This window comes from Phnomibacter sp., assembly GCF_036803085.1.
GTDB lineage: Bacteria > Bacteroidota > Bacteroidia > Chitinophagales > Chitinophagaceae > Phnomibacter.
The window spans coordinates 187,251-213,914 of record NZ_DAIRUZ010000001.1; the positions used below are offsets into that span (position 1 = coordinate 187,251).

The 26,664-nt window shown below is 46.8% G+C and carries 22 protein-coding genes; 8 read left to right on the forward strand and 14 right to left on the reverse strand.

Annotation, left to right across the window (positions count from 1 at the left end; all coding sequences use genetic code 11):
* The 4 genes from V7Q13_RS00775 to V7Q13_RS00790 all read right to left on the reverse strand — a co-directional run.
* Positions 1-2,477, reverse strand: a 2,477-nt coding sequence (locus V7Q13_RS00775; RefSeq protein WP_333798770.1) for a DUF559 domain-containing protein, incomplete at its 3' end; no start/stop codon positions are given.
* Between the two features lie 27 nt (positions 2,478-2,504).
* The gene (locus tag V7Q13_RS00780) at positions 2,505-4,136 is read right to left on the reverse strand and encodes an ATP-dependent DNA ligase (RefSeq protein ID WP_333798771.1); all 1,632 of its coding nucleotides are present in this window, start codon (positions 4,134-4,136) and stop codon (positions 2,505-2,507) included.
* The gene (locus tag V7Q13_RS00785) at positions 4,133-5,152 is read right to left on the reverse strand and encodes a ligase-associated DNA damage response exonuclease (protein WP_333798772.1); all 1,020 of its coding nucleotides are present in this window, start codon (positions 5,150-5,152) and stop codon (positions 4,133-4,135) included. Before V7Q13_RS00785 ends, V7Q13_RS00780 begins: the two co-directional genes overlap by 4 nt.
* A 119-nt stretch (positions 5,153-5,271) precedes the next feature.
* Positions 5,272-5,508 carry a hypothetical protein gene (locus V7Q13_RS00790; protein WP_157477772.1) on the reverse strand — a complete coding sequence of 79 codons (237 nt, stop codon included), beginning with the start codon at positions 5,506-5,508 and terminating at the stop codon, positions 5,272-5,274.
* Positions 5,509-5,697: 189 nt separating this feature from the next.
* Here V7Q13_RS00790 and V7Q13_RS00795 point away from each other — a divergent pair, with 189 nt between their 5' ends.
* Both V7Q13_RS00795 and V7Q13_RS00800 read left to right on the forward strand, forming a co-directional pair.
* Complete coding sequence (locus V7Q13_RS00795; protein ID WP_333798773.1) at positions 5,698-6,129, forward strand: VOC family protein; 432 nt, start codon at positions 5,698-5,700, stop codon at positions 6,127-6,129.
* A gap of 80 nt (positions 6,130-6,209) precedes the next feature.
* Positions 6,210-6,992 (forward strand): CPBP family intramembrane glutamic endopeptidase, encoded by a 783-nt coding sequence (locus tag V7Q13_RS00800; RefSeq protein ID WP_333798774.1) that lies wholly within the window; start codon positions 6,210-6,212, stop codon positions 6,990-6,992.
* 129 nt (positions 6,993-7,121) lie between these two features.
* Here the strand turns inward: V7Q13_RS00800 and V7Q13_RS00805 are convergent, their stop codons facing one another.
* The 10 genes from V7Q13_RS00805 to V7Q13_RS00850 all read right to left on the reverse strand — a co-directional run bounded on the left by V7Q13_RS00805 (position 7,122) and on the right by V7Q13_RS00850 (position 17,689).
* On the reverse strand, positions 7,122-8,201 hold the full coding sequence (locus V7Q13_RS00805) for an acyltransferase family protein (protein ID WP_333798775.1): 1,080 nt from the start codon (positions 8,199-8,201) through the stop codon (positions 7,122-7,124).
* 96 nt (positions 8,202-8,297) lie between these two features.
* Complete coding sequence (locus tag V7Q13_RS00810) at positions 8,298-9,410, reverse strand: ABC transporter permease (protein ID WP_333798776.1); 1,113 nt, start codon at positions 9,408-9,410, stop codon at positions 8,298-8,300.
* Between the two features lie 108 nt (positions 9,411-9,518).
* Positions 9,519-10,625, reverse strand: a complete 1,107-nt coding sequence (locus tag V7Q13_RS00815; protein WP_333798777.1) for an ABC transporter permease — start codon at positions 10,623-10,625, stop codon at positions 9,519-9,521.
* Positions 10,626-10,768: 143 nt separating this feature from the next.
* The gene (locus tag V7Q13_RS00820) at positions 10,769-11,521 is read right to left on the reverse strand and encodes an ABC transporter ATP-binding protein (protein ID WP_333798778.1); all 753 of its coding nucleotides are present in this window, start codon (positions 11,519-11,521) and stop codon (positions 10,769-10,771) included.
* On the reverse strand, positions 11,514-12,443 hold the full coding sequence (locus tag V7Q13_RS00825; protein WP_333798779.1) for an ABC transporter ATP-binding protein: 930 nt from the start codon (positions 12,441-12,443) through the stop codon (positions 11,514-11,516). Before V7Q13_RS00825 ends, V7Q13_RS00820 begins: the two co-directional genes overlap by 8 nt.
* A 138-nt stretch (positions 12,444-12,581) precedes the next feature.
* Positions 12,582-13,514 carry an HlyD family secretion protein gene (locus V7Q13_RS00830; protein ID WP_333798780.1) on the reverse strand — a complete coding sequence of 311 codons (933 nt, stop codon included), beginning with the start codon at positions 13,512-13,514 and terminating at the stop codon, positions 12,582-12,584.
* Positions 13,515-13,520: 6 nt separating this feature from the next.
* On the reverse strand, positions 13,521-14,792 hold the full coding sequence (locus V7Q13_RS00835; RefSeq protein WP_333798781.1) for a TolC family protein: 1,272 nt from the start codon (positions 14,790-14,792) through the stop codon (positions 13,521-13,523).
* A 3-nt stretch (positions 14,793-14,795) separates the two neighbouring features.
* Positions 14,796-15,416 carry a TetR/AcrR family transcriptional regulator gene (locus tag V7Q13_RS00840; RefSeq protein ID WP_333798782.1) on the reverse strand — a complete coding sequence of 207 codons (621 nt, stop codon included), beginning with the start codon at positions 15,414-15,416 and terminating at the stop codon, positions 14,796-14,798.
* A 197-nt stretch (positions 15,417-15,613) separates the two neighbouring features.
* On the reverse strand, positions 15,614-17,251 hold the full coding sequence (gene groL, locus V7Q13_RS00845) for a chaperonin GroEL (RefSeq protein ID WP_333798783.1): 1,638 nt from the start codon (positions 17,249-17,251) through the stop codon (positions 15,614-15,616).
* Between the two features lie 150 nt (positions 17,252-17,401).
* A complete protein-coding gene (locus V7Q13_RS00850) occupies positions 17,402-17,689 on the reverse strand; it encodes a co-chaperone GroES (protein ID WP_442958249.1) in 288 nt (95 codons plus the stop codon).
* Positions 17,690-17,923: 234 nt separating this feature from the next.
* Here V7Q13_RS00850 and V7Q13_RS00855 point away from each other — a divergent pair, with 234 nt between their 5' ends.
* The 6 genes from V7Q13_RS00855 (at position 17,924) to V7Q13_RS00880 (ending at position 26,631) form a co-directional block, all read left to right on the forward strand.
* Positions 17,924-22,414: a T9SS type A sorting domain-containing protein gene (locus V7Q13_RS00855; protein ID WP_333798784.1), complete on the forward strand. Its 4,491-nt coding sequence runs from the start codon at positions 17,924-17,926 to the stop codon at positions 22,412-22,414.
* A gap of 132 nt (positions 22,415-22,546) precedes the next feature.
* Positions 22,547-23,569: a transcription antitermination factor NusB gene (nusB, locus tag V7Q13_RS00860; protein WP_333798785.1), complete on the forward strand. Its 1,023-nt coding sequence runs from the start codon at positions 22,547-22,549 to the stop codon at positions 23,567-23,569.
* A 60-nt stretch (positions 23,570-23,629) separates the two neighbouring features.
* The gene (locus V7Q13_RS00865) at positions 23,630-24,118 is read left to right on the forward strand and encodes a DUF1573 domain-containing protein (protein WP_333798786.1); all 489 of its coding nucleotides are present in this window, start codon (positions 23,630-23,632) and stop codon (positions 24,116-24,118) included.
* Between the two features lie 33 nt (positions 24,119-24,151).
* The gene (gene yajC / locus V7Q13_RS00870; protein WP_333798787.1) at positions 24,152-24,484 is read left to right on the forward strand and encodes a preprotein translocase subunit YajC; all 333 of its coding nucleotides are present in this window, start codon (positions 24,152-24,154) and stop codon (positions 24,482-24,484) included.
* Between the two features lie 84 nt (positions 24,485-24,568).
* Positions 24,569-24,964 carry a hypothetical protein gene (locus V7Q13_RS00875; protein ID WP_333798788.1) on the forward strand — a complete coding sequence of 132 codons (396 nt, stop codon included), beginning with the start codon at positions 24,569-24,571 and terminating at the stop codon, positions 24,962-24,964.
* 113 nt (positions 24,965-25,077) lie between these two features.
* Positions 25,078-26,631, forward strand: coding sequence for an OstA-like protein (locus tag V7Q13_RS00880; protein ID WP_333798789.1), 1,554 nt, complete (start codon positions 25,078-25,080; stop codon positions 26,629-26,631).
* The last annotated feature ends 33 nt before the right edge of the window (positions 26,632-26,664 follow it).

Below are 26,664 nucleotides of genomic sequence, written 5' to 3' on the forward strand. Positions count from 1 at the left end.
CTGGGGGTGAGGCCGTTCTTCAAATGCTGTCCCTCAAGTCTATTCCCTAAATACACCCTCCACCATTCCGGCCTTGCTTTTTGCAGTCTTTCCTGAATGGTCGCTACACTATCAACTACTGCTAACCTATTCCTGATTTTTTCCAAAACGGCGATTTGATTTTTTTCTATCTCACTGTTCCAGAATCGCATGATGCTGTAGCCATGTTCCGATAGTTGGCAGGCCCTGAAAAAATCGGCTTTGGCGTTGTCCGGGTCTCTGTGCACCGAACCATCTAATTCAATGATGAGTTTTTTCTCGAGGCAAACAAAATCGGGAATGCAGCATAACACAGGGTGCTGTCTTCTGAATTTGTATCCATCCAGTTTTCTATTGCGCAGGTTTTGCCACAGTAGTTTTTCAGCAACGGTGGGCTCTTTGCGCATTTCTTTTGCATGCTTGAGCAGGGTAGGCCACTGCTCGGGGCTGGTGGTCATGTAGCGGGGGCGGTTATCCTCTTCAATTGACCTCAGCTCTTGCTGCTCTATGGTGGAAGTAGATTTTTGTGTTTGTTCTTGAGCGGAGTTGCTACTCTTGTCAGCGGGTTCTGTTGTTGTTTCGTTTGACCTCGCCCCTTGCCCCTCTCCAAGGGAGAGGGGTAGAAACGATTGCATTTCAATCATTGACGCAGCTTCCCCAATCGTCCTTCTCAACACCATACCCAAATTCGCAGTAAGACTCATACGACCGCCCATCCAGCTGGGTACAATGGCTTTTTTCTTGCTGCTTTTGCGCACCATCACGGTCATGTCTTTCAGCTGTACTAGTTCGAGGTTGCGGCCGGCCAGTGTAAACACATCGCCGGGCTCCAGCCGGCTGATAAACCACTCTTCAATATGCCCCACATAGACGCCGGTTACAAATTTTACTTTCATCATGGCATCGCTTACAATGGTGCCAATGTTCATGCGGTGGCGCAGTGTCAGTCTTCTGCTGGTGATCTTATACACGCCTTCTATCACTTCCACTTTGCGGTATTCATCGTATTGCTGCAGGGCCTTGCCACCTTCGGTAATGTGTAGCAATACCTGCCACCATTCATCTTCCGTCATGGATTGAAAGCACCAGGTGTTTTGCACCATGGGTAGTATTTGCTCCGGCCGAAAGCCATCGCCCACGGCCAGCGTACACAAAAACTGACACAGCACATCAAAGCACAAGGCCAGCGGATCCTTGCTTTCCATTTCGCCATCCTCAATGGCGGTCTTCAACGCAGCGGCTTCTACCAGTTCCAACGCATGAGTGGGCAAAAAATACACGTTGCTCACTTCACCGGGTTGGTGACCTGCCCTGCCAGCCCGTTGCAAAAAACGAGAGACACCCTTGGGTGAACCCACTTGTATCACCGTATCAACCGGACGAAAATCAACACCCAAATCGAGGCTGGCCGTGGCGACTACAGCTTTAAGTGTATGGGTATGCAAAGCTTCTTCTACCCACAGGCGCAGTTCTTGCTCTATGCTGCCGTGGTGCAGGGCAATGGCACCGGCCAACTGCGGGGCCACATCCAGCAGGGTTTGGTACCAACGCTCTGCCATCCCTCTTGTATTGATGAAGATGAGAGTGGTGTTGCTTCGCTCAATAATGGGCACCACTTTTTCGGCCAGCTTAATGCCGAGGTGTCCAGCCCATGGATATTTTTCTATCTCATCAGGTATGATGCTATGCACGGCAATGTCTTTGCGCATTTGTGCTTTTACAATTACACCGGGTTGCTGCAAGGGGCGGAGCAATACTTCACGGGCTTCATCGAGGTTGCCAATGGTGGCGGAAATACCCCAGAGTAATGGTTGATGATTGCTGGTTGGTAGTTGGTAGGAAGAATCTGTATCGTCTTCGTATTGCTGCAGGTGGCCGGCGGCGTATTGGCCTTGGAGGTAGGCAATGGCTAATTCAACTTGTACGCCACGTTTGCTGCCGAGCAGTTCATGCCATTCATCTACAGCAATCACTTTTAGTTGGGTAAAAAAAGAAAGATGCCCTTTCATGGCCAGTAGCAACTGCAGGCTTTCGGGCGTTATGATGAGCACTTCAGGCATTTGCTTTTTTTGCCGTGCTCTTTCGCTGGTATCAGTATCACCATTGCGGATGCCTACCTGCCAGGGTAACCCAATGTCGTTGATAGCTTCCTGCATGGCACGCCCCAAATCTTTGGCCAATGCCCGCAGTGGTGTAATCCACAGCAATTGAAGTCCGTTATTTTTTTGTTTTTGCCAATCGTTGGGATGCGCATCAATAAACTGAATAATGCTGCCGAGAAAAACAGAAAAGGTTTTACCACAACCCGTTGGTGCATTCACGATACCGCTGTCGCCCCGCAGCATGTGTGCCCATGTTTCTTCTTGAAAGGCAAAGGGCGACAATCCTTGCCCCGCCAACCATTGCGTAATGATGGTGGTGCCGGGAGAAGGCGTGATATGTGGCTGTTGGTTTTTCACGAATAAGCTTGGTCAAATGTAGCGGCATTATTTGCTGCTGCTGTTGCCATACTGCTGCAACAATTGTTTCAAATCATCAAGGGTGTTTATTTCAGTTGCGGGTTTGTCTTTGCGCCAGCGGTTGATGCGGGGAAAGCGCAGTGCCACACCGCTTTTGTGCCGGTTGCTGGCGGCAATGCCTTCAAAAGCAATTTCAAAAACGAGTTCTGGTTTTACTGTTCGTACCGGGCCAAATTTTTCAATGGCATGCTTTTTTACAAAGGCATCCACCTCGGCAAATTCTTTATCGGTGAGGCCGCTATAAGCTTTGGTGAATGATACCAGTTTGTCGCCATCTCTTACGGCAAAAGTGTAATCGGTGTAGAGGTTGCTCCTTCGACCGTGGCCCTTTTGCGCATAAATCATCACGGCATCAATGGTGAGCGGCTCTATTTTCCATTTCCACCAGTCGCCTATTTTGCGGCCCGTTTGGTACACACTGTTGCAGCGCTTCAGCATCAGGCCTTCTGCTTTTTGGTCGCGGCTGTAGCGGCGTTGTTCGGTGAGTGATGTCCAGTCGTCCGCCGTTACGACGGGTGAAATAAACAAGCCCGGCAGCGGATGTTCTTGCAATAATTGTTCCAGCAAGGCACGTCTTTCACTGAGCGGCGTTTGGCGAATATCTTCGCTTTTCCATTCCAGCAAATCGTAGGCAATAAAACCCACAGGTGATTGCTGCAATAATTTTTTCGACACTATTTTACGGTTGATACGTGTTTGCAGTTGTGCAAAGGGACCAATGTGTTCGGGAATGCTGTTGGCATCGGGCAGCAAAGCCACAATTTCTCCATCCAGCACAGTGCCGGCAGGCAAACTTTTTTCCCAGCCATGAAACTCCGGCAAATGATCGGTGAGCAATTCTTCGCCTCGGCTCCAGATGTACAAGGCATCCCGCACAATCACTTGTCCTCGTATGCCGTCCCATTTCCATTCGGCCTGCCAATCGGCAATGGGGCCAAGGGTTTCGGGCTCGGTTGCCAATGGATACGCCAGGTAAAACGGATAAGGTTTGCTGCTGTCGGCAGTGGTATCGCCGCTGAGTACCAGCTCTGCAAAAGAGGTATTCGATGGATCCCAGTTGCCGCTAATGCGATGCGCCAAAACGGATGCATCAATGCCCGTGGCTTTTTGCAAAGCATTCACCATGGTTTGCTGGCTTACGCCAATGCGAAAGCCACCGGTGATGAGTTTGTTGAACACAAAGCAGGCGTCAAAATCCATTTGCTGCCAATGGTGAAGGATAAACGCTTTACGGGTTTCTTCATCTGCTTTTTGCAGGGAGATGAAAGAAGCAATGAGCTGGGATAAACTGGGTAACGCTTCAGGTATTGCTGCTGTGTTTTTTTGTGTCGCCAGCAAGGCAATGGTTTCTGCCAGATCGCCCACAGTATGGTAGCATTCTTCAAACAGCCAGGCAGGCGTTTGTGTGAGTTCAATGCAGCAATCGGTAAGCATGCGGGTGTTGACAAAACGCCTGGGTCTGCGACCGCTGAAGATGGCAATGGTCCACACTTTGTCAGCGTCGTCAGCGGTTTGGAAGTACTGCAACAATGCCTGTAACTTCTCGTTGGTTTTGGTGCTGCTGCCCACTTGCTGTACCAGTTGTGCAAAGGCTTTCATGCGGCACCTCCTGTTGTTTCGATGGCATCTTCTTCGCCGCCGTATTGCGTTTGCACCGCTTCGCTCCAGGTGTTTTTTTCTTCCCGCAGGTAGCGGCTAAAGCTGTCGGTAAATCCGTGGGTGCTGTACACTTTTTCAGCACCGCACAATTGCACCGCTTGCAGCAGCGATGGCCAATCGGCATGATCGCAGAGTACAAAACCGGCATCTGAATTGTTGCGGCGTTTGTTGCCCCTCACTTGCATCCAGCCGCTGCAGTTGGCATCGCGGTAGCGGCCTGCTTTTTTTAGCCAAGAAGAGCCCGCAGCACTGGGTGGGGCAATCACAATCTGCCCTTCACAATCTGCTTTGCTTGTATCTGCAGTAATGCGATGGCATTCGGGCAATACAATGCCATCTGCTTGCAATGCTTCATTAGCATTGGCAATGGCGCCATGCAACCAAATGCGTAAACCGGTTGCAGCCAGTGCCCGTTGTATCCGTTGTGCTTTACCCAGCGAATACGCATAAAAAACGGACGTGCATTGCTGCTGCTGATTTTGCGCTACCCATGTACACATCTCGTTGTACACTTGCTGTTGTGGTTGCCATTGGTAAATGGGTAAACCAAACGTGCATTCTGTAACCATGTGGGTGCAGGCCACGGGTTGCCAGGCAGTGCTAAGGCCATCATCTTCCAGTTTGTAATCGCCGGTGATGAGCCATGTTTCGCCATGCGCTGCTACACGTACCATGCTGCTGCCCACAATATGCCCTGCGGGAAACAAGGTCAGCTCTACATCGTGAATGCGCAGTGGCTCTTCCCACCCAATGGTTTGCAGGGCAATGTCTTGCCCGAGGCGCTGCCGCAGCATGCCTTTGCTGAGGTGATGGCTGAGGTAACGGGCCGAACCCCAACGGGCATGGTCGCTGTGGGCATGTGTAATGACGGCCCTTTGCACCGGCCGCCACGGGTCGATGTAAAAATCGCCGGCGGGGCAGTACAATCCTTTATCGGTAAATTGAATGAGCGACATGCGGGTGCTGGTTGTTGTTTCGAAGAAAGCAGAAAAAACAACAGCGAACAAAGCAAATTGTTAGGACTGGTGCGGAGTAATTTGATTTGGAAAAATGCCTGATGTGGTTTTTAAAACGATCAGGCTATTCCCCGCAAATTATTGTTGTAGAGATAGCGGTAGTACAGGTTTTGCTTGCTGGGAATGAGCCAGCCTTCCTGGCGCATCCACATGCCGGTTTGCACTAGTGCATCGGCTTCGGCACCAGAAAAATAATCTCGTACGGAAAACATGGCATCGTTGGGATGCGTTTCGTAGAGCATGGCCATTTTCAAAGTGGCTTCCTGCAAAATATCGGCAGCAGTCATCAGTTCCATATCCAGCATTTTACTGATTAAAAATTGGGTGATTCTAAGTTCATGCAGCGTAGCGAAACAGGACCTGCACAGTTTTGCACGGGTAGTGCATACCATCGTTTGGTGCCTGCTCTGCCTGCATAAAAGTTTCTGCAAAAAGCGCAGTAACTTACCACAGCAACGATTTGTTTACGCATCAATCAGCTTGTTATGCAACATTCAACTCCATTGTACCCCTGCTTGTGGTTTGATGGCAATGCCCGAACTGCCGTACAGTTTTACTGCGAAGTTTTTGATGGCGACATCATTTCAGAAAACCCCATGGTACTGATATTCCGCATTCGGGGCCAGCAATACATGGCATTGAATGGAGGTCCGCAATATCAGTTTACACCTGCCATTTCGCTTGTCGTGACCTGCGATACGCAGGATGAAATTGATTTGTATTGGGAGATGCTGGGCAACAATGGCCATTACCAACCATGCGGCTGGCTGACGGATCAGTTTGGCGTTTCGTGGCAGGTGGTGCCCAAGGTATTGCCAACGCTCATGAACAATCCGCAGCGTGGCGCAGCAGTGCTGCAGGCATTGCTGAAAATGCAAAAGATTGACATTGCAGTTTTGGAGCAGGCATCAGCTTAGAATCGCCTACATTGTGATGATTGTATCTGCTTATGACTGCTAATTCGCCCACTCGTTTTGCCACATACAAAGCCATTGTTTTGGCTGTAGTTTTTTGCAGCTGCTTTACGCTGCTGCTCATGTTGTTTTCGATGGGTAAGCAGCTGTTTCCGGCATCGGCAGAAAGGTGGGCTTATGGTTTGCTGGGTACTGCGGCCGGTTTGCTGACAACGCTGTTATTTGTACGAATAGAAAAACTGCGTTTTGCTGATGTGGGGTTGCAGTGGCGAAAAACAACACTGCTGCATTTTTCACAAGGTGTAATGTTAGGCGTATTGGTAATGGGTAGCATGGCGGCCATGGTGTTTGTATTGGGTGGCCTACACCTGCAATGGAATACTCATGCAACGGTATGGGGATTACTGCTGGCCATTTTGCCGTTGATACCACTGGCTTTGATGGAGGAAATAGGTTTTAGAGGTTACGCGTTGCAACGATTGCAAAAAGCCATTGGCATCAGAACTGCGATTTGCATAACGGCATTGTTGTTTGGGGTGTATCATTTGCTGAATGGATGGAGCTGGCAGGCGGCTATGTTGGGAACTACCATTTGGGGATTGCTGTTTGCATGGGCGGCTTGTAAGCAGCAAGGCGTTGCCATGAGCACCGGTATCCATTTTGCTGCCAACATGACGACCAGTTTGTATACAGCTGATCAGCCAACTTTTCAACTATGGCAGATACAAATGGCCAATGGCAGTAGCATGCAAACCTATCAGCAAACATGGCTGACCGAATGGCTGCCACATGTGGCATTGTTGCTGCTAAGTGTATGGTTGATAGAAAGATTGGTGAAGCAGCAATCAAAGTTGAGAGGTGCCTAATGCTGATGGGCTGCGGTGGGTGGAGGCTACGCTGCAGGCGTGGGTACGCAGCGCAGCGAAGTACCGGAGCGAAGCGGAGCCGGAACACGCCGGACAGCTGATGCCATCTGCATTTCTGCTGACAGCCCCTTATTTCGTTGTTAACTGCGTTTTTAGCCTGTTGAGTACAGCAGAGACTACAGGCTTAATAAAATTAGCAACCGGTTTCTCAATTTTTTTATGGATAAGGTTGGCAACAATAAGCATAGCAAATGTTGTAATACCAACTAAAAGATACTTGTTGATATATGCACCAGTGTTGTTGAAAATGATGAAGCCGATGTTTTCGTGAATGAGATACAATGGATAAGTAAGTACACCCAATTTCAAAAATGATTGCTTATTAAACCTCATGAGTTGTTTAGTTGAAATCAATAGCATAATGAGGTAAAAGCAAATTATAACGGATGCTACAATCATGATTGAAAAATTAGTATTGTAAAAGGCTGTTGCCTCTGTTACTCTTTGGTTAGAAAAATAAACAGAGAGTAGGAGGGATACAATAATGCCGAGCATTCTGAAGGGTGAATATCCGTGTTTGTAAATGTTGTAAAATAAGATACCGGCTATGAAATAGGAGCTCCAGTTTAGAATAAATAGATAGTTGAGTATAGTTTTCAAATTGCTAGCAGGCATTAAAGCATAGCAAATGCTTAAGATAAGCCAGGCGTAGCTAAAAGTGTCGATATTGATCTTTAATTTCTTTTGCAGAAACAGTAGAAGGACGATGAGTATGTAAAATTTCAACTCGATATACAAACTCCAGTAAACGCCGTCAATCATGTCTACCCTGAAGAAACTTTGAAGCATTGTAAGATTTACTCCGAGTTGAAAGAAGCTGGCATCAAATACCGGGTTGCCGAATAATTTTATAAAAAGAAAAGTAAGTATAACGCAGAACCAATATGCAGGATAAAGTCTTGTGATTCTGGAGGTGATAAATGCTGATACAGATTTACTCTTTAATGACATGGCAATGACAAATCCGCTGATGATAAAGAATATGTCTACGCCAAGATAGCCGTACTTAAAAAAGTGTCCTATTTCATCAAATCTGAGTATGGATAAATCTCCGTTGATGTAACCACGAAATAAGTAATGAAACAGCAAAACACTGAGTGCTGCAAAAAAACGGAGTAAATCGATTTGATAAATACGTTCGGGTGTCATTAACAATGAATCTACAGTTTACGTAGTGTGTAAGAGAGATTCAAATGTAGGAAATGATTCGGTAGGATATTTTTATTTATGAATCGGGTTTGTTACTCAGGCTCTTTTTCGATAATTGAGTATGGCCCATACATTGAGCACCACTGCAAAAATAGCCATGATGCCGAGGTGGCGGCTGATATCGGTAAAGCCACTGCCTTTGAGTACAACCATCCGCATGACATCGATGAAATAAGACACCGGATTGAATTGGGTAATGACTTGCGCCCAGTGGGGCATACTATCGATGGGTGTGTAGAGGCCGCCGAGCAAAATGAAAATCATCATGAGGAAAAAGGCGATGAGCATGGCTTGCTGCTGTGTGTGGGCATAGGTGCTGATGAGCAGGCCAAGGCCGAGCACAGCCATCATGTACACGGCCGCAAATGCATAGAGCAGTGGCAGGCTGCCGACGGGTGCGATACCATACGCTACACGTGCAATAATAAGCCCAAGACTGAGTGACACCATACCCAATACCCAAAAGGGAATGAGTTTGCCGAGAATAAAATATTGTTTGCGGACTGGAGTAACGTTGATTTGTTCAATGGTGCCAATTTCTTTTTCCCGAACGATATTTAGGGCCGTTAGAAATGCTCCCACCATGGTGAGCAAAATGGCAAGGATGCCGGGCACCATGAATTTTTGATAACTCATACGCACATTGAACCAGTTGGTGTTTGTAGTGAGTATTTGCGGCTGCTGGCTGTGACGCGGCAATTGCAACCAATGCTGCCTTATGTCGGTATTAAACTGCCGGATGATGGTATTGAGATAACCTGCGCCAATGTTGGCCTTGGTGCCATTGACTGCATTCACACTCATGTGCAGGGGCGCTTCGTTTTCCCGTATCAGTGTGCGTTCGAAATGTTGCGGTATGTCGAGAATAATATCCGCTTCATCGGTTTCAATATAGGACAGCGCCTGTGTGTAGGAGGCTGGCATGGCCACGAGTTTGAAATAACCGGAAGCGGTAATCTGTTGTGTGAGTTGGCGGCTGTAGGTGCTGTGGTCGTGGTCTACTACTGCAATGTTTACATTCTTCACTTCGTAATCGGCCGCCAATGGCATCACTACCAGCTGAATGATGGGCATGATGAAGATCATCCGCAGGATGGCTGGATCGCGGAAGATTTGGCGGAATTCTTTTTCGATGAGGAAGCGCAGCATGGGGGGAGAGTTGATTAGTTTACGAGTTCACGTGTTTACGGATTTGTTTAGCGTTTGTTGTTTTTGGTTTGTGGTTCTTTGTATTCCTGCTTTCTTATTTTTTATTCCTTATTCCAAGCGAATCTTAAACTTCCTTGCAGTTAATGCAATCAGGCCGATGGTCATGCCGGTGAGTATGAGGGTCTCTTTCCAGATGGCGGTAATGCCCAGTCCTTTAATCATGATGCTTTTGACAATAATGAAATACCACTTGGCTGGAATGATGTTACTCATGACTTGTAACGGAATGGGCATGTTTTCAATAGGGAACATAAAGCCGCTCAACATGAGTGTGGGTAAGAACATACCGACCAGGGAAATAAGCATGGCTATTTGTTGCGAAGCGGTGAGTGTGCTAATAAGTAAGCCCAACGACAATGCTGTGATGGTAAACAGCATGCTGGTGGCCAATAATAAACCCAAGCTGCCGGCAATGGGTAAATCGAGGGCATAGACACTCAGCAATAAGATGGTACCAATGTTGACCATACTGAGCAATAAATACGGTATGGCTTTGGCAATGATGATGAGAATGGGCCGCAAGGGCGACGCCAGCAAAATTTCCATGGTGCCGTTTTCTTTTTCCCGCACTACGGAAATAGAAGTCATCATGGTACTGACCAATAACAATATCATAGCCATTACACCGGGTACAAAATTGTACGCCCCTTTTAACTGCGGGTTGTACAGCATCCTCATACTGGTGTTGATGTTGTATGGTAGTTTACTACCAAGCAATGCTTGTTGCTCATCGCCAATAATGGCATTGGCATAGTTGGTAACCGTTGTAGCCACGTTGGGGTCTGAAGCATCGGCAATGATTTGAATGGTTGCTTGTCCGCCATGCTGCAGGTTGTATTCAAACTGTGTCGGAAAAATCAACGCCATTTTGATTTTACCTTCTTTAAAAGCTGATTCGATTTGCTGCGGCGATTGCAGTTCCTGTTCAATATCGAAATACTGGCTGGCGGCAAAGCGTTGGGTAATGCGCAGGCTGCTGGCATCTTTTGATGGATCGAGTATGGCGATTTTGGCATTCTTTACTTCGTTGGATAGCGCAAAGCCAAACAACGTGATTTGAACCACGGGCATGCCAAACAAAATGAACAATGTTCGCTTGTCTCTCCAGATGTGGAGAAACTCTTTTTTTACAAATGAGAGGAATTGAGCGAACATGTTTTTTTTTAGTTTTAAATACAGCGTTTACAAGTTCACGTCCCGATAGCTATCGGGATCACAAGTTTGAAGTGTTTGTTATTTGATGTTTTTGGTTTGTAAACTTTCTTATTCCTTATTTTATGCTTCTTATTACTTATTCTTCAATCGCCACTGCGTGTTGCTTTTCTGGCTAGTTGCAAAAACACATCTTCCATTCCTTTGGCATGAAACTGTTGGCGGAGTTGTGCAGGCGTATCCATGGCTTCAATTTTTCCATCTACCATTATGCATACGCGGTTGCAATATTCTGCTTCATCCATATAGTGTGTGGTTACAAACACAGTGGTGCCGGCATTGGCAGCCCGGTAAATCATTTCCCAAAATTCCCGACGTGTAATTGGGTCAACACCGCCGGTGGGTTCATCTAAAAACACAAGTGGTGGATTGTGAAAAATAGCTACGCTGAATGCCAGTTTTTGCTTCCAACCGAGGGGCAATGTTTTTACAAGGCTGTTAAGTTCGTGTTGTAAATGAAGTTCCTCTACAATGGCGGCGGTTTTCTGTTTGATGGCAGCTGAGCTCATTCCATAAATTCCACCATAGAGGCGCATGTTTTCTCGTACCGTGAGGTCTTCGTACAAGCTAAACTTCTGGCTCATGTAGCCAATGTTGCGCTTGATCATTTCCGATTGGGTTCGCACATCAAAACCCGCTACACTGGCTTCGCCGGAAGTAGGAGAGAGCAGGCCGCAGAACATGCGCATGGCGGTACTTTTACCTGCGCCATTGGCGCCAAGAAAACCAAAGATTTCGCCCTTATGTACATCCAGACTAATGGCATCCACAGCGGTGAAATCGCCAAAGGTTTTGGTGAGCTTATTGGCCGTGATGATATGTGAATTAGAGTCAATCATGGGGTTGGTTCATGAGGTGCATAAACACGTCTTCGATATTGGCGGTGATTTGTTGTATGTTGATTTGCTCGTGGCCTAATTGCTGTAAATATTGTTGCAGTGCTTCCGGCGATTGCCAGGAATGAGAAGCAGTGATGTGATAGGTTTCGCCAAAAGGAAAAACGGTATCAATGCCTTTGTAATCTCTCAGGTGTTGCAATAGTGCGTACATGCTACTGGCCTTCACCGACCACAATGGTTGTGTGTAAGAATGAATGATATCAGCTGGCGGATTAATCTGTAAAAAACGACCGTCTTGCATGAGGGCTACACGGTCGCACAAAGCGGCTTCATCCATGTAAGGCGTAGCCACCAATATGCTCAGCCCTTCTTGTTTCAGATGTTGCAGCATTTGCCAAAATTCTTTGCGGCTTACTACATCTACACCAGTGGTGGGCTCATCCAAAAACAGCACTTCGGGTTTGTGAATGAGGGCACAACTCAATGCCAGCTTTTGTTTCATGCCACCGCTGAGCTTACCAGCCTTGCGGTCTTTGAAAGGTGCAATCTGTTCGTAAATGTCTTTGATGAGGTGATAGTTCGCTTCGATGCTGGTATTGAAAATGCTGGCAAAAAAATCGAGGTTTTCCTGTACCGATAAATCCTGGTACAAAGAAAACCGCCCTGGCATGTAGCCAATTTTTTGTCTGATTTTTTTGAAGTCTTTTACGACATCCAAACCTGCTACAGATGCAGTGCCTTTGGAGGGTAACAGCAACGTAGTGAGGATGCGGATGAGTGAAGTTTTGCCAGCGCCATCCGGACCAATGAGGCCAAACAGTTCGCCGGCTTTTACCTGCAGCGATACATCCCGCAATGCTGACACCACGGCCTTGCCGTTTTGGTAGTCTTTGCTGATGTTATGTGCGGTGATGCTGTACATGTTTTTGGCTTAATGCTGAAGGCTAAAAGTTTAAAGCTCAAGGCTGAGGTTTATTTGTTTGTGGTTTGTAGTTTTTAGTTGTCGAAATGCGCTACTGATAAAGTACACTCATCATTCCTAAATCCTAATTCATCATTCTTACCAGTCCACTTCTCCATACTGTCCAATTTTCAAATAGCCATCGTTGGGTACCAGTACTTTGATGGCATACACGAGGTTTGCCCGTTCATCTTTGGTTTGTATGGTTTTGGGGGTGAACTCAGCTTTGTCGGCAATCCATATGATAGCGCCGCTGTAGGTTTTATAGTTCTTCTTGCCATCGTCTACCAACACTTTTACCTGCTGGCCCAACTTAATCTGACTCAGTTGGTCACCGGTGATGTAGGCTCTTAGTTGCAACTTGCTTAGGTCAGCAATTTTGTACAAGGCTTTGCCGGCACCTACCACTTCGCCGGCGTTGGCATATTTCAGCAATACCGTTCCGTTAATCGGGTTGATGACATTGCTGCGATTGATTTGATCCGCAATGATGTCAGCTCTTTTCGTAAGCGGTGCTTGCTCACTCAAAATGCTTCTGTTGGCAGTACCCACGGTGCTTTGCTGCACATTCATTTGCTGGCGGGTTACCAGCATTTGTTGTTGCAGTACATTGATTTGCGCCACTATATCATCGAGTTGTTTGGGTGTGGCAGCATCTGCTTTTACCAATGCCTCAAAGCGACGTTTTTCTTTTTCCAACGTGGCCATTTGTGCCTGCTGTACCTGCAGTTGCTCCTGCAGTAGTTTGAGTTGTGGTTGTACATCGTTCGTCTTTTGTTGCAATGCATCAGCACTCGCTTCAATTTGTGCTTTTTGCAATGCCAGATTACCTGCATCAATTTTAACCACTACGCTGTCTTGTGCAATAGTCTGGCCTTCTTCAATGGGCATCCACAATATTTTGCCAGGTACTTCGGCTGATACAATTACTTCATCGGCTTCAAAAGTGCCGGTGGCATCGTATGCGGGGCCCTTGTTGCTGCAAGCTTGCAAAAGCCCTGCTAAGGCTATGAGTATGCTGATTTTTTTCATGATGATTTATTTTCCTGCTGTGGTAGAGTAGTTGAGTAATGCTTGAAGCAATTGCAATTGATGCAGTGCCAGTGCTTGCCGTGCCTGGTCTTCTGCATTCACTTCGCGGAGGTAATCGCTGGCAGCGATGACGCCATTTTCCAGTTGTGCTTTTGCGGCTTCTTTTACCTGTGTTTTCAATGCAATGATTTGTTTATCGGTGCCAATGAGTGCCTGCAATTTGCTGATGGCCGACTGCTGCTGGCGCAGTTGTGCCGTGGTTTGCTGCACAAAGTTTTCCTGTTGTGCCTGTATGTCTTTGCGGTTGATGGCCGCTTGAATTTTGTCGTTGTTCTTGTTGTAAAAATTGCTGAGGTTCCAGCTAAAGCGAACGCCTGTTGTTGCAAACGGTGCAAATTCATTTTTCAGCATGTTCAAACCCGGGCGGCCATAACCGGCATTGGCAAAAGCACTGATGCGTGGTTGCAGTTTGTTTGTAACGGTCGCAGCTTGCAGTTGGTACAAACTGTCTTGCAGTTGGTAGAGTTGCAACTCCGGACGGCTAATGTCATTGGCACTCACCATGGCAGGTACTTCAGGGGCTTCCAGCACAGCATCGGCTGGTATTTGTTGACCGGTGTACAATGCCAACACACTCAATAAACCTTCGCGGTCGTTTTGCAATTCTATGCTTCGCTGTTGGGCTTTCAATTGTTCCGCTTCCATTAGTGCCAGATTAGAGCGAAAGGCGGTGCCAAATTGAACCTGCGCTTTTACTTTGGCTATGCCGGCTTCTATGTCTTTAAACAGAATGTTGAGTTGCTGTTGTTGCTCATCAATCAGCATTACATTCAGGTAAAGATTATTGATGCGTTCTTTCAGTTGCTGCAGTGCTATGTTTACTTCTTCTTCCCGCAACAGTTGCTGCAAGTGCGTCATCTCTTTTTGCCTGCGGTTGATGCCGCCGTCGTATATCAGTTGATTCACATCCAAAGTAGCCCTGTATTGATCTTTACTCAGTGGCTCTATTTTCGGGAAGCCCGGAATATTGCCCACATTCAAAGCCGTTACATCCGATTGCCAGCTGGCTTGCGCATTCACACTGAGTTGTGGCAAAAAGTTATTATTGAGATTAGCCGTTTGCGTTTTGGCCGTTTCTGCCGCCAATGCTTTTCGTTTCAACAGGGGCAGTTGTGCCGCTGCCTGCTGTTGTACTTGTGGTAGCGAAAGCCGCTGCTGTGCCTGGCTCCACCATGGCCCACAACAAAGCAACAAGAAAGAGAGTAGGAGTGCTTTCATCAATTATGGTTTTATGGCTTGAATGATGAACTGGCTGACAGCCGTTTTGCGTTCTTGGAGCAATTGCATAAATGCAGCATCATTTACATGCAACATGCGTTGCAGCATGGGCCGGGCTACAAAGGGAAACACACAAAGACTCATCACATTCATTATCAGTTGGCGTGGGTCAATGGGCCGAATGATGCCTTGCTGTGCGGCCACTGCAAACTGCTGTGCGATAATTTGAATATTGCCTGCCAGTTCCGGCCGTATGTATGTATCGAAAAACTCATCGGGGTTGCGGTGTATTTCGCTGAGCACAAATACGGGAATGAAGGGGTGCTCCATTACAATCGAAATGTAGGCCTCGGTAAAGCGTTCAATTTTTTCGAACACAGAACCAGGTTGCTGAAAAATGTCTGCCAGTTCGGGCAGCAGTTTGCCAAAAGATTCCTTGAAAATCACTTCGAACAACTTTTCCTTACTCCGGAAATAATAGTGCAGTAGGGCTTTGTTGATGCCGGCTTCATCGGCTATTTCCTGCATGCGGGCACCGGCAAACCCCTTGCGGATAAAGACATTGCGGGCCGCTGTCAATATTTTTTGTTCTGCGTTTTCTATGCTGATTTCAGTGTTACCCACTTGGTTTAACCATTTGGTTAAATGCAAAGAAAGGTAGAATCTCCAAATTTTACAAACTATTTGTTGGGTAAATGAGTATGGCAAAAAAGAAACCCCGTCTGCCATAGCAAACGGGGTTTGTATAAAAGGAGACTTTTGTCTTCGGACTCCGGTCTTCTGACTTTCGGTCTTTCCCGACTTTCCGTCTCCCGACTTTCTTAATAATCCATTCCGCCCATGCCTGGGTGGCCACCTGCTGGTGCTGCAGATTTAGGCTCTGGCTTGTCGGCTACCACACACTCGGTAGTGAGGAGCATACCGGCAATTGAAGCGGCATTTTCCAAGGCTACGCGGCTTACTTTGGTTGGGTCAATTACACCAGCCTTGAAGAGGTTTTCATACACTTCAGTGCGGGCATTGAAACCAAAGTCGGCTTTGCCTTCGCGGATCTTCTGCACCACGATAGAACCGTCGATGCCTGCGTTGGCAGTAAGGGTGCGGATGGGCTCTTCCAATGCACGGCGTACAATAGCCATACCTGTTTGCTCATCAGCAATCTGTCCTTTTACCTTGGCTTCCAAAGCTTCGATGGCACGGATGTACGCCACACCACCACCAGGTACAATGCCTTCTTCTACAGCGGCACGGGTAGCATGCAGGGCATCATCTACGCGGTCTTTCTTCTCTTTCATTTCTACTTCGGTAGTAGCACCTACGTACAGTACGGCTACACCACCGGCCAGTTTCGCCAAACGCTCCTGGAGCTTTTCACGATCGTAGTCGGAAGTAGTGGTTTCAATCTGCGCTTTAATTTGGTTGACACGGGCTGCAATGTCTTTCTTGTCGCCCTTGCCACCTACGATAGTCGTATTGTCTTTGTCGATGGTTACGCTGGCAGCCTGACCGAGGTAAGTGAGGTCAGCATTCTCCAACTTGTAACCCTGCTCTTCGCTAATCACGATACCCTTGGTAAGGATAGCGATGTCCTGGAGCATTTCTTTGCGACGGTCACCAAAGCCGGGGGCTTTTACAGCAGCCACTTTCAGGGTACCACGCAGTTTGTTTACTACCAGGGTAGCCAGTGCTTCACCTTCCAGGTCTTCGGCAATAATCAGCAGCGGACGACCGCCCTGAGCTACTTTCTCGAGGATGTGGAGGATGTCTTTCATGGCGCTGATTTTCTTATCGAAAATCAGGATGTAGGGGTTCTGCAGTTCAGCTTCCATCTTCTCGCTGTTGGTTACAAAGTATGGGCTGATATAACCGCGGTCAAACTGCATACCTTCTACTACGTCTACGGTAGTGTCGGTGCCTTTGGCTTCTTCTACGGTAATTACACCTTCTTTACCCACTTTGGCAAAAGCTTCGGCAATGAGTTTACCAATGGTTTCGTCGTTGTTGGCAGAGATAGTTGCTACCTGTTGAATTTTCTTGCTGTCGTTGCCTACAGCCTGGCTTTGCCCTTTCAGGTTGGCTACTACGAGGCTTACTGCCTTGTCAATGCCACGCTTCAGGTCCATGGGGTTGGCACCAGCGGCTACCATTTTCAGGCCTTCGCTAATGATAGATTGAGCCAGTACGGTGGCAGTAGTGGTACCGTCGCCGGCAATGTCAGCAGTTTTGCTGGCTACTTCCTTCACCATTTGGGCTCCCATGTTTTCAATGGCGTCTTCCAGTTCAATTTCTTTTGCTACGCTTACACCATCCTTGGTTACTGCAGGAGCACCAAATTTCTTTTCGATAACAACGTTGCGGCCTTTAGGACCGAGGGTTACTTTCACGGCATTTGCCAGGGTATCTACGCCCTTTTTCATTTTGTTGCGGGCTTCGATATCGAAGAAAATTTGCTTAGCCATATTTTAATGTTTGGAGTTTTTTGTTTTTGGTTATCGGCGACAGCAATGCTATAAAGCTTTGGTTGCGTCGCACACTTCAACTGTTGGTAATACTATTGGGCAAAAGCTTGAACAACCATTGTGGGCTTTCCTTTACCCAAGGGTCTGGCTTTATACAATAGCCAGAATGTCGCTTTCACGCATGATGAGATAGTCGGCACCTTCGATGCTGATTTCTGTACCGGCGTATTTGCCATACAATACGGTATTACCAGCTTTTACTGTTACGGGCTCATCTTTTTTGCCAGGGCCAGCAGCAACTACAGTACCACGCTGTGGCTTTTCTTTGGCTGTATCGGGAATGATGATGCCACCGGCAGTTTTTTCTTCAGCAGCGGCTGGCTTTACAATTACTCTGTCATGCAGGGGAGTCACCGACAGTTTTTTTTCTTTGGCCATAAAACGTATTGTTTTAGTGTTTTAAATGAATGTGTTATGTGCCAGAGGGAAAGCCATAACTGTGCCATGGCCATTTTTTGCAGTTGTTAAAGCCATTTTTGCAGGTTAGCCCGTATATCCACAACCTGTTGGCGCAAATTCTGTACAATTTTTCAGCACTAATTGCCAAAAAGACATTCACCAGTTGAATATGGCGGGGCCAAGTTTTGTATGTTAGCAACCCAATACTTACCTATGATAAAATTTACCCCCTACTTGTTGTTGATGGCTGGCCTGGCTGCCAGCGGCATTGTAGCATTTGAAGAGCAGCGGCTGACCGCAACTACACGACAGCAAGGCGAGAAACCCCTTAGCCTTTTAAAGCGGGAAGCAAAGCAAGACGGCATCGACAGGGCTATTTCGTGGGATTACCAACTCACCAAAGACCCATCTTCGGGCAGGGTGCCGGTAGAAAAACTAATAGAAGCCCGCAAACTGAGGGACCAGATTGTTGCGGCTAAAAAAATTAATCCTTTGGCCCCCGTAACCGGTATCAGCTGGACGGAGCGTGGCCCCAACAATGTGGGTGGCCGCAGCCGTGTAGCCTGGTTCGATTTGGGCGATGCCGCCAATGGCTACAAAAAAGTGTGGGCAGGCTCAGTAGGCGGTGGATTGTGGTACACAAACGACATTACGGCAGTAAACCCCACATGGGTTAAAGTGAACGACTTTTTCGACAACATAGCCGTTACCTCATTTGCGCAAAGCGCTACTAACCCGCAGGTAATGTACTTTGGCACCGGCGAAGGTTGGTTTAATGCCGATGCCATTGAAGGGTTGGGTATCTGGAAAAGTACCAACGGCGGTACCACCTGGACACGCCTTACCAGTACTTCCAACTTTGCCTATGTGCAAGATTTGCAGATTGACAATGCCGGCAATGTATATGCATCGTTGCGGAATAGAACGGCAACGCAGGCTTTGGGTATTCAAAAATCAATTGATGGCGGCCTCAGCTGGACGCAGGTGTTAGGCAGCCCGGTTTTTGGTTCCAGTAGTCGAGGTGCCGATTTGGAACTGGCAGGCAACGGCGATATGTATGCATCTCTCGGCTTTTTTGCTCAGGGAAGAGTGTACAGGAGTGTAGCCAGTGTTCATGGCATTAATACAGGTAATGCAGGTACATGGGAAGATATTACCCCCGATCCATCAACCAATGTGGTACCACTGGCCACCAATTCCGATGCGTATGACAGAATTGAACTGGCTGTAGCACCAAGCAACCCAGATATCGTGTACGCAATATTTGAAGGAAACGGAACTCGAAATGCCAGCCATATCAAGCAGTTCGATGGCATTACATATAACTGGCTGAACAGAGCTGTGCCTACCATTATTGACCAGGGCGATAATTCGAACTTTACCCGTGGTCAGGCCTGGTATGATTTGATAGCTGCGGTCGATCCTAACAATGCCAACCGGCTTTATATTGGTGGCGTTGATGCATTGCGGTCAGATAATGGAGGTTCGTCGTGGGGACAAAAAACCACCTGGAGTTTGTTTGCTGCCACCGGGTATACAAACGCACAAAACGTACATGCAGATCATCATGCCTTTTCTTATTCGCCCGGTAGTAGCTCCCGTTTAATTATGGGAACAGATGGTGGAATTGATTTTACCAATGATGCAGATAACCCCGGACCTGGTACTTTCCCCAGCTTTGCACGTAAAAACAGCGGGTACAACGTAACACAGTTTTATGCAGTTGCCAATCACCCTACCAATCCTAATTTCTTTTTGGCCGGTTCGCAGGATAATGGCAGCCATCGCTTTACTGCCGCAGGCATGAACAGTACCGTTCAGGTTACAGGTGGCGACGGGGCTTTTTGCCATATTGACCAGAATGAGCCCAACATTATGATTACATCGTACGTGTACAATAATTACTACGTATCTACAGATGGAGGCAATTCATTTTCCAGCAGAAGTAAAGGCAATACAGGAGGCTTTATAAACCCTACAGATTATGATGACTATGCCAACATACTGTATGGTGGAAATACCAGCGGCAGCTATTTCCGTTGGCTTAGCCCTGCAACCAACGGTGCCAATACCAATGTATCTGTAAGTAATTTTGGTGGCGCTTCAGTAACACATGTTGCTGTATCGCCAAGCCTTACCAATGCCGTGTATTTTGGCACCAATAATGGCCGTGTGGTGTTGGTAAATGATGCGCATTCAGGCACCAGCAAAACAGGTACTATTATTTTCAATTCTGGCATCAGTGGTTCGGTTTCTTGCGTAGCAGTAGACCCTGCCAATGAGCAACACATACTTGTTACATTTAGTAATTACGGAGTAAATAGTGTATGGGAAACCACCAATGGTGGCACCAGCTGGACATCAGTAGAAGGTAATCTGCCTGATATGCCTGTGCGCTGGGCCATTTTCGATCCGCGTAACAGCGACCAGGCTTTACTGGCTACAGACATGGGTGTGTGGAGTACCGATAACCTGAATGGCAGCAGTACCGCATGGGATCCTACCAATACAGGATTGGCCAATGTTCGTGTAGACATGCTGCAATACACCCCCGGTACAAGGGTATTGTCTGCAGCTACGCATGGCCGCGGATTGTTTACCTCATTGGTACCAGCCCGCACTACGGCTGATATTAATTTTGAAGCGCCAAAACTGCTGGCTGCAGAAGCGGTAACGGGTACTATTGATTGTCGTAAATACCGTGATTATACCATTAACCTTACTATAGCCACTGCGCCTGTTGGCGATGCACAGGTAACTGTACAGGTTGCGGCTGGTTCTACAGCTACACCTGGTACCGATTATTTAATTACCACCAATGGCAACTTTACCAGCCCCAGCATGACGACTACTTTTGCCAGTGGTTCTACTACTTCCAAGCCCATTACCATTCGTGTATTTGATGATACTGAAATTGAAGGAGAAGAAGTGGTGCGACTTACTTACTCATTGAGTGGCAGTACCACAGCCATTCCTGGTGCTGGTCCGCAAACAGTAAGTATTTCTCTACCAGATAATGATGTGCTGCCTTCCAGTGGAAGCGCCATCACTGTAACGGCAGGTGTTTATGAAGCCACATTCTCACAACCCTTCCGTGCTGAGTTTACTGACTCTAAAACACAAATGATTTTTACTGCTGCAGAGTTGAATGCACTTGGGATTGGTGCAGGTACCATTACGCAACTTGGTTTTGATATTGCTACCAAAAACACTTTAGGTACTTATGAAAATTTCCGTTTGGGAATGAAGCAAGTGGCTCTTGGCAGTTTCAATGAAAATCTAGCCTTTCAAACCGGTCTTACAACAGTCTATACTGCTGCTAATTTTACCAGTCAAGTTGGTATCAACGACTTCATACTACAAACGCCATTTGTATGGGATGGCGTAAGCAATATTTTGGTGGAAATGTGCTTCGACAATGAGTTTTCTACACCGGCTGCAGGCGGCACCCCAGATGCAGCTAAAGTTGAAATAACTGGTACCAGCAATGATGCTAACCCACTCATAATGGCGGTTTGGAACCGGGAAAACAGCAGTACATGTGATGGACTCAATTCAGTAGGTTCATTATTTACCGGTGCAGGAAGCGATCCTACGCGTTACATCCGTCCTGTGGTTCGTTTCAGGGCTACAGCCAGCGGTTCTGTCAACATCGCATCTACGCTCAATACCACAAACACATATTACCTCGGGCCTTTCTCCGACATCTACATTTATAATACAGCCGGCAACGAAGTGGTAGCCCGTATTAAAAACCTGAGTGCCCACGACTATGGTTGTACGCAAATCACCATTGACAGAAGTGGAGCCACTGCTAAAGCCTTCTGGAATGGCACTGCCAGCAACCAAATTGCTGACAAAACCCTTTCTGTAGTGCCGGCCAACAATAATCCAAACGGTGCTTTTGAAATAACCCTGTATTACACAGAAGCAGAAGTAACCGGTTGGCAAACCGCTACCGGCCGCAACTGGAGCGAAGCCCAGTTGGTAAAAACCACTAACCCCATTAGCAGCTACACACCGGGTGCTGTACCTGTAAATCAGGTAGCTATTAACGCTACTACTGCCAAGGGGTTGTATGGTAGTGTTGGCCGAACCATTATGGGCTACTTTGCCAGTGGCTTCTCCGGCTTTGGTGTAGGCGTGCCCGACGCAACCTTGCCCGTAAGCTGGCTGGATGTGACTGCCAAAGCACAAGCCGATCATAACCTTATTAGTTGGGCTACTGCTACCGAGCAGGGTAATGCCCGCTTTGAGGTACAAATCAGCCGCAATGGCAATACATTCACCACTTTAGGAACAGTTGGTGGTGCAGGCCATAGCAATAGCAGAAAGGATTACAGTTTCAAACACCTGAAGCCCGAAGCGGGTATCAACTACTACCGCATTCGCCAGATTGATGCCAACGGCGATGCCAGTATCAGCAAAGTTGTATCTGTAAGAAGTGTGGCTACGGCAAGCGTTCAGCCATTTATTTTCCCAACGGTGGCTACAAGTAGCATAACCCTTAACATGGGGCAGCTGGTGGCACAACAAGTACAGTGGGAGATCTTCAGCAATGATATGCGCCTGCTGAAACGTAGTGCCAACCTGAGCAATTTTGTTCAAACCGGCATTGATGTAAGCACATTACCGGCCGGCAGCTACATCCTTCGGGTGAGCACTGGCGGCACACAGCAAGCACTGCGGTTTGTGAAGCAATAAGCTTGAAAACAATCACTAATGCCAAGGGCGGTTTCTTCAACAGGAGCCGCCCTTTTTTTAATCGCGGCTCGGAGCTGTGGTTAAATAAATGCAGCAATTGCAGCCATGTTGGGTTTAGCAATGGGGGTTACAATGCGAACCATTACCTTTGCCCGCCTTCAAAAAAGTTCTTTATCTATGATTAGCAGGCGAAATATCAGGGTGAAAGTGATGCAATGCTTGTATGCTTTGCGTACCGGCAATGAGCTGCCCTTTCCATCAAAAGTTTTTCAAAACAGCAAAAAGCCACTTACACCGGCCGCCAGCGAAAGCACAGCAGAAAAGTTGCTTCGCCGCCAGTTCGATTACACCATTTCATTGTTTATTTATCAGGTTTGGTTTTTAACCGAAGTAGCCCGCTATGCCGAAACCGATGCCCGTAACAAAGCTGCCAAACATTTACCTACGGCCGAAGATTTGGCAGTGCCGGTAAAAATTGCCGGCAACGATTTGCTGTGGCGCATCCTGGAAAGCAGTTTGTACAAAGAGGGTGTAGAGCAGTTTCAACCGGAGCTGATTGAGGAAAGTAATGAGTGGGTGAAGAAGGTGTACACATCTCTTACACAAAGCACTCCTTATGCCGTGTACAACACTGCAGAGGGCCGCGATAAAAAAGCCGAAAAAGAAATCCTCGAGTTCATTTACAACGACCTGATGCTGGCCAACGAAGATTGGGTGGGTTTTGTAGAAGAACTTTACACCAACTGGGATGATGATGCCGAAATGCTGCAATTATTGTTCATGCACTTTTTGCAAAAGCCCGGTGTGTTTCAGCTGAAAGAAATGCTGGGTAATGAAAAGTTTGTTTTTGCATGCCAACTGTTGGATGCAGCTGAAAAAAAGAAGGCTGTATTAGACGAATGGATTACCCCAAAACTGCGCAACTGGGATGCCGATCGCCTGGCACAAATTGATATGATTTTGCTGGAGCTGGGTGTGGCAGAGTTCCTGTTTTTCGAGACCATTCCACCAAAAGTTACCATCAACGAATACATTGATTTGGCCAAAGCTTACAGCACTCCGCAAAGTGGCCAGTTCATCAATGGTATTTTAGACAACATCCGTAAGGAGTTGGAAGAAGCGGGAAAAATGGAGAAGGTAGCCTATAAAAAATAGTAGGAAATTGACAGTGAATGCAGCAATTTGCAAGCACTTCAACAAAGCAAAATTGTACACATGAAATTCGTTTATCTTTTTGCAGCACTGCTTGGGTTTACAGCCTGCATTAGCGAAGAGGAAAGTAAGGCTGCTGCCCAAGCTGGTTTAGACAGGGCTACAGTTTTAAACGACTCTGCCAATTATACCACCGTGCAGTGGAGCGACAGCATTCAAAATCTCGGCACAGTACGTGAAGGTGAGAAACTGGAAGTGTTATTTAAAATGAAAAACACCGGCACCAAACCGTTGGTGGTACAAAGCGTGGCAGCCAGCTGTGGTTGCACAGTTCCATCTAAGCCCGACGAACCTGTAATGCCCGGTGCAGAAGCTGCTATAAAAGCAGTATTTGATAGCCAGGGCAGAAGTGGTACCAACCATAAAACCATCACCGTAGTTACCAATACCATTGGCAATCAAAACCACGTATTAGAATTTAATGTGGAAGTAATTGGCAGTAAAGAAGGCCCCAAAGCCACCAACATTCAGCCAGTGAAAACAGGGATTTAATCAACTTTTTTAAACCAATAAAAGCAAAGTATAATGAGTCAGTTATTAACGCTGTTGGCAGCACCCGGCGGCAAAAGCAGTGGTTTCGAGTTTATCTTTTTAGGATTGATGATCCTTGTATTTTGGTTGTTCATGATTCGTCCGCAGGCAAAAAAAGCCAAAGAGCAAAAGAAGTTTGTAGAGAACCTGCAAAAGGGCGATAAAATTGTAACAATCGCCGGCATTCACGGTACGGTAAATAAGGTGAATGAAGACGGCACCCTCCAACTGGAAGTGAGCCCCGGTAGCTACATCAAAATTGAAAAAAGTGCATTGAGCATGGAGTGGACGGCCAATATCAACAAGCCACAAGCCGCAGCCAAGTAATCATTGCCTGTAATTTTTTTTACACAAACCCCGCCAACGCAATGGCGGGGTTTGTGCTATTATTGTGGCTGTAAAAAATGAGGAATGAAAAAGATTGTTGCTTATACTGCGCTGCCGCTGATGGCCCTGCTGCTACTGGGCTTCGGCTTGTTTGAACCTCTTAAAGGCACGTGGCAAAATCCCAACGGCCAAACCATGTGTTTTACCAAAGGCAACCAATGCGAATGGATTTTATCTTCAGGCGGCAGAAGCGATACTTTTCGCATTACCTACCACTATGAAAAAACGAGTAAGACAACGGGCATACTCGATTTAGGACCATTTAACCGTGGTTATTTAAAAGGAAAAACTTTGTACGGCATTGTAGAGTGGAGCAAAAAGAAAGACAGTTTTCGATACGATGCTGAACCCGGTAAAACCGATAAAGTAAGGCCCAAAGCCATGAACCCCGATCAGGTGCAAACCTACCAACGCCAATAGCTGCTGCGGTTTAACATTGCTACTGCCACCCGCTTACCCAACATTCTGTTTCTTTACCGCCACTTATGCGATTACTCGGTATTTGTTTTTTTATACTCCTGGCTGCCCTTAGCATGGCGCAAACACCCGTAGCGGTGGATAGTACCCGTCGGTTGGAAATATTGCAGGCAAAGCGATACAATTTCGAAAAACGGGACTCAGCCAGCAGCTTCCTGTCATTAGCGGGCAATGTGCAACTACGTCAGCAAGGCACGTTGTTTTTTGCTGACAGTGTTGTGCTCAATGAAATTACTAACGTAATGGAAGCCTTTGGCAACATCCATATCAACGATGGCGACTCGCTGCATACCTACAGCAAGTATCTCCGCTATAAAGGCAATGAAAAACAGGCTTACCTAAAAACCAATGTACGGTTGGTAGACAACAAAGGTTCGGTACTTACTACAAATGAACTTAACTATGACATGAACCTGGGCATAGCAGATTACATTTCGGGTGGTAAAGTGCTGAATAAAAAAACGGTACTCACCAGTAAAAACGCCCGTTACTATGAGGCTACTAAAGACGTAGTGTTTTCGAAAAATGTAGTGCTTAAAGACCCGGAGTACAACATGGCTACAGATTCTTTGCAGTACAACTCCCGTACCGAAGTAGCCACCTTTATTGCTCCAACCACCATCATCAACGGCAAACGAAAAATTTATACCAGCAGCGGCTACTACGATCTTAAAAACAGCAAGGCTGTATTTGGTAAAAGACCGGTAATTGAAGACAGTACGTACACCATTGTAAGCGACGATATGGCTTTTGATGACAAAGAAGGTTTGGGGCAGTTTAATGGCAATGTGGTGTACAGAGATACTGCCAACGGAGTGGCTGTTTTATCCAATCAATTATTTGCCAATAAAAAAACGTCGTCGTTCTTGGCTACGCAAATGCCCTTGCTCATTTTGAAGCAGGATCAGGATTCCGTTTTCATCACTGCAGATACTTTATTCAGTGGAAAAATAACAGCACAGCCCAACAGGGAAATTCCCATAATACTTGATACGGCAGGCAAAGATTATATAGCCCCCGACCTGACAGGAAAGGACAGCAGTATGAATCGTTTTTTTGAAGCCTGGCATCATGTACGCATCTTTTCCGACTCGGTGCAAGCCGTGGCCGATAGCATGTATTATGCCGGCACCGACTCGGCTTTCCGGTTATTTACCGAACCAATTGTATGGGCCAACCAAAGCCAGATTACCGCAGATACAATGTACCTGTTTACAAAGAATAAAAAAGCCGACAGGCTGTATGCATACTACAACGGATTTGTGATAAACAGGGTGCAGGGCGAAGCATACAATCAGGTGAAAGGCAATACCATTAATGCACTTTTTGTAGATGGAAATATTAGTTATGTAAGAACAAAAGGCCGTGCAGAAAGTGTGTACTATGCTTTGGATGATTACGACAAATTTGTAGGCATGAACAAGAGCACTGCCGATGCTATCGATATGTTTTTTGAAAACAAAAAAGCAGTGAAAGTAAAGTTCATCAACGACTTGAAAGGAACCACATATCCTGTACGAAAAATTCCACCCGGCGAAAGCCAATTGAAAGGTTTTAACTGGCTGGATGCTAAACGCCCCAAAAGCTTTGTAGAGCTGCTGGGCCGATAGCATTTAGCTGTGTTATTTTTCATCCATCATCTC

What these genes read in the sequence shown, in the direction of transcription:
- V7Q13_RS00780 (WP_333798771.1), bottom strand. Translation starts at nt 4,136, where the DNA reads ATGAAAGCCTTTGCACAACTGGTACAGCAAGTGGGCAGCAGCACCAAA.
- V7Q13_RS00785 (WP_333798772.1), bottom strand. Translation starts at nt 5,152, where the DNA reads ATGTCGCTCATTCAATTTACCGATAAAGGATTGTACTGCCCCGCCGGC.
- V7Q13_RS00790 (WP_157477772.1), bottom strand. Translation starts at nt 5,508, where the DNA reads ATGGAACTGATGACTGCTGCCGATATTTTGCAGGAAGCCACTTTGAAA.
- V7Q13_RS00795 (WP_333798773.1), top strand. Translation starts at nt 5,698, where the DNA reads ATGCAACATTCAACTCCATTGTACCCCTGCTTGTGGTTTGATGGCAAT.
- V7Q13_RS00805 (WP_333798775.1), bottom strand. Translation starts at nt 8,201, where the DNA reads ATGACACCCGAACGTATTTATCAAATCGATTTACTCCGTTTTTTTGCA.
- V7Q13_RS00810 (WP_333798776.1), bottom strand. Translation starts at nt 9,410, where the DNA reads ATGCTGCGCTTCCTCATCGAAAAAGAATTCCGCCAAATCTTCCGCGAT.
- V7Q13_RS00815 (WP_333798777.1), bottom strand. Translation starts at nt 10,625, where the DNA reads ATGTTCGCTCAATTCCTCTCATTTGTAAAAAAAGAGTTTCTCCACATC.
- V7Q13_RS00820 (WP_333798778.1), bottom strand. Translation starts at nt 11,521, where the DNA reads ATGATTGACTCTAATTCACATATCATCACGGCCAATAAGCTCACCAAA.
- V7Q13_RS00825 (WP_333798779.1), bottom strand. Translation starts at nt 12,443, where the DNA reads ATGTACAGCATCACCGCACATAACATCAGCAAAGACTACCAAAACGGC.
- V7Q13_RS00830 (WP_333798780.1), bottom strand. Translation starts at nt 13,514, where the DNA reads ATGAAAAAAATCAGCATACTCATAGCCTTAGCAGGGCTTTTGCAAGCT.
- V7Q13_RS00835 (WP_333798781.1), bottom strand. Translation starts at nt 14,792, where the DNA reads ATGAAAGCACTCCTACTCTCTTTCTTGTTGCTTTGTTGTGGGCCATGG.
- groL (WP_333798783.1), bottom strand. Translation starts at nt 17,251, where the DNA reads ATGGCTAAGCAAATTTTCTTCGATATCGAAGCCCGCAACAAAATGAAA.
- V7Q13_RS00850 (WP_442958249.1), bottom strand. Translation starts at nt 17,689, where the DNA reads ATGGCCAAAGAAAAAAAACTGTCGGTGACTCCCCTGCATGACAGAGTA.
- V7Q13_RS00855 (WP_333798784.1), top strand. Translation starts at nt 17,924, where the DNA reads ATGATAAAATTTACCCCCTACTTGTTGTTGATGGCTGGCCTGGCTGCC.
- nusB (WP_333798785.1), top strand. Translation starts at nt 22,547, where the DNA reads ATGCGAACCATTACCTTTGCCCGCCTTCAAAAAAGTTCTTTATCTATG.
- V7Q13_RS00865 (WP_333798786.1), top strand. Translation starts at nt 23,630, where the DNA reads ATGAAATTCGTTTATCTTTTTGCAGCACTGCTTGGGTTTACAGCCTGC.
- yajC (WP_333798787.1), top strand. Translation starts at nt 24,152, where the DNA reads ATGAGTCAGTTATTAACGCTGTTGGCAGCACCCGGCGGCAAAAGCAGT.
- V7Q13_RS00875 (WP_333798788.1), top strand. Translation starts at nt 24,569, where the DNA reads ATGAAAAAGATTGTTGCTTATACTGCGCTGCCGCTGATGGCCCTGCTG.
- V7Q13_RS00880 (WP_333798789.1), top strand. Translation starts at nt 25,078, where the DNA reads ATGGCGCAAACACCCGTAGCGGTGGATAGTACCCGTCGGTTGGAAATA.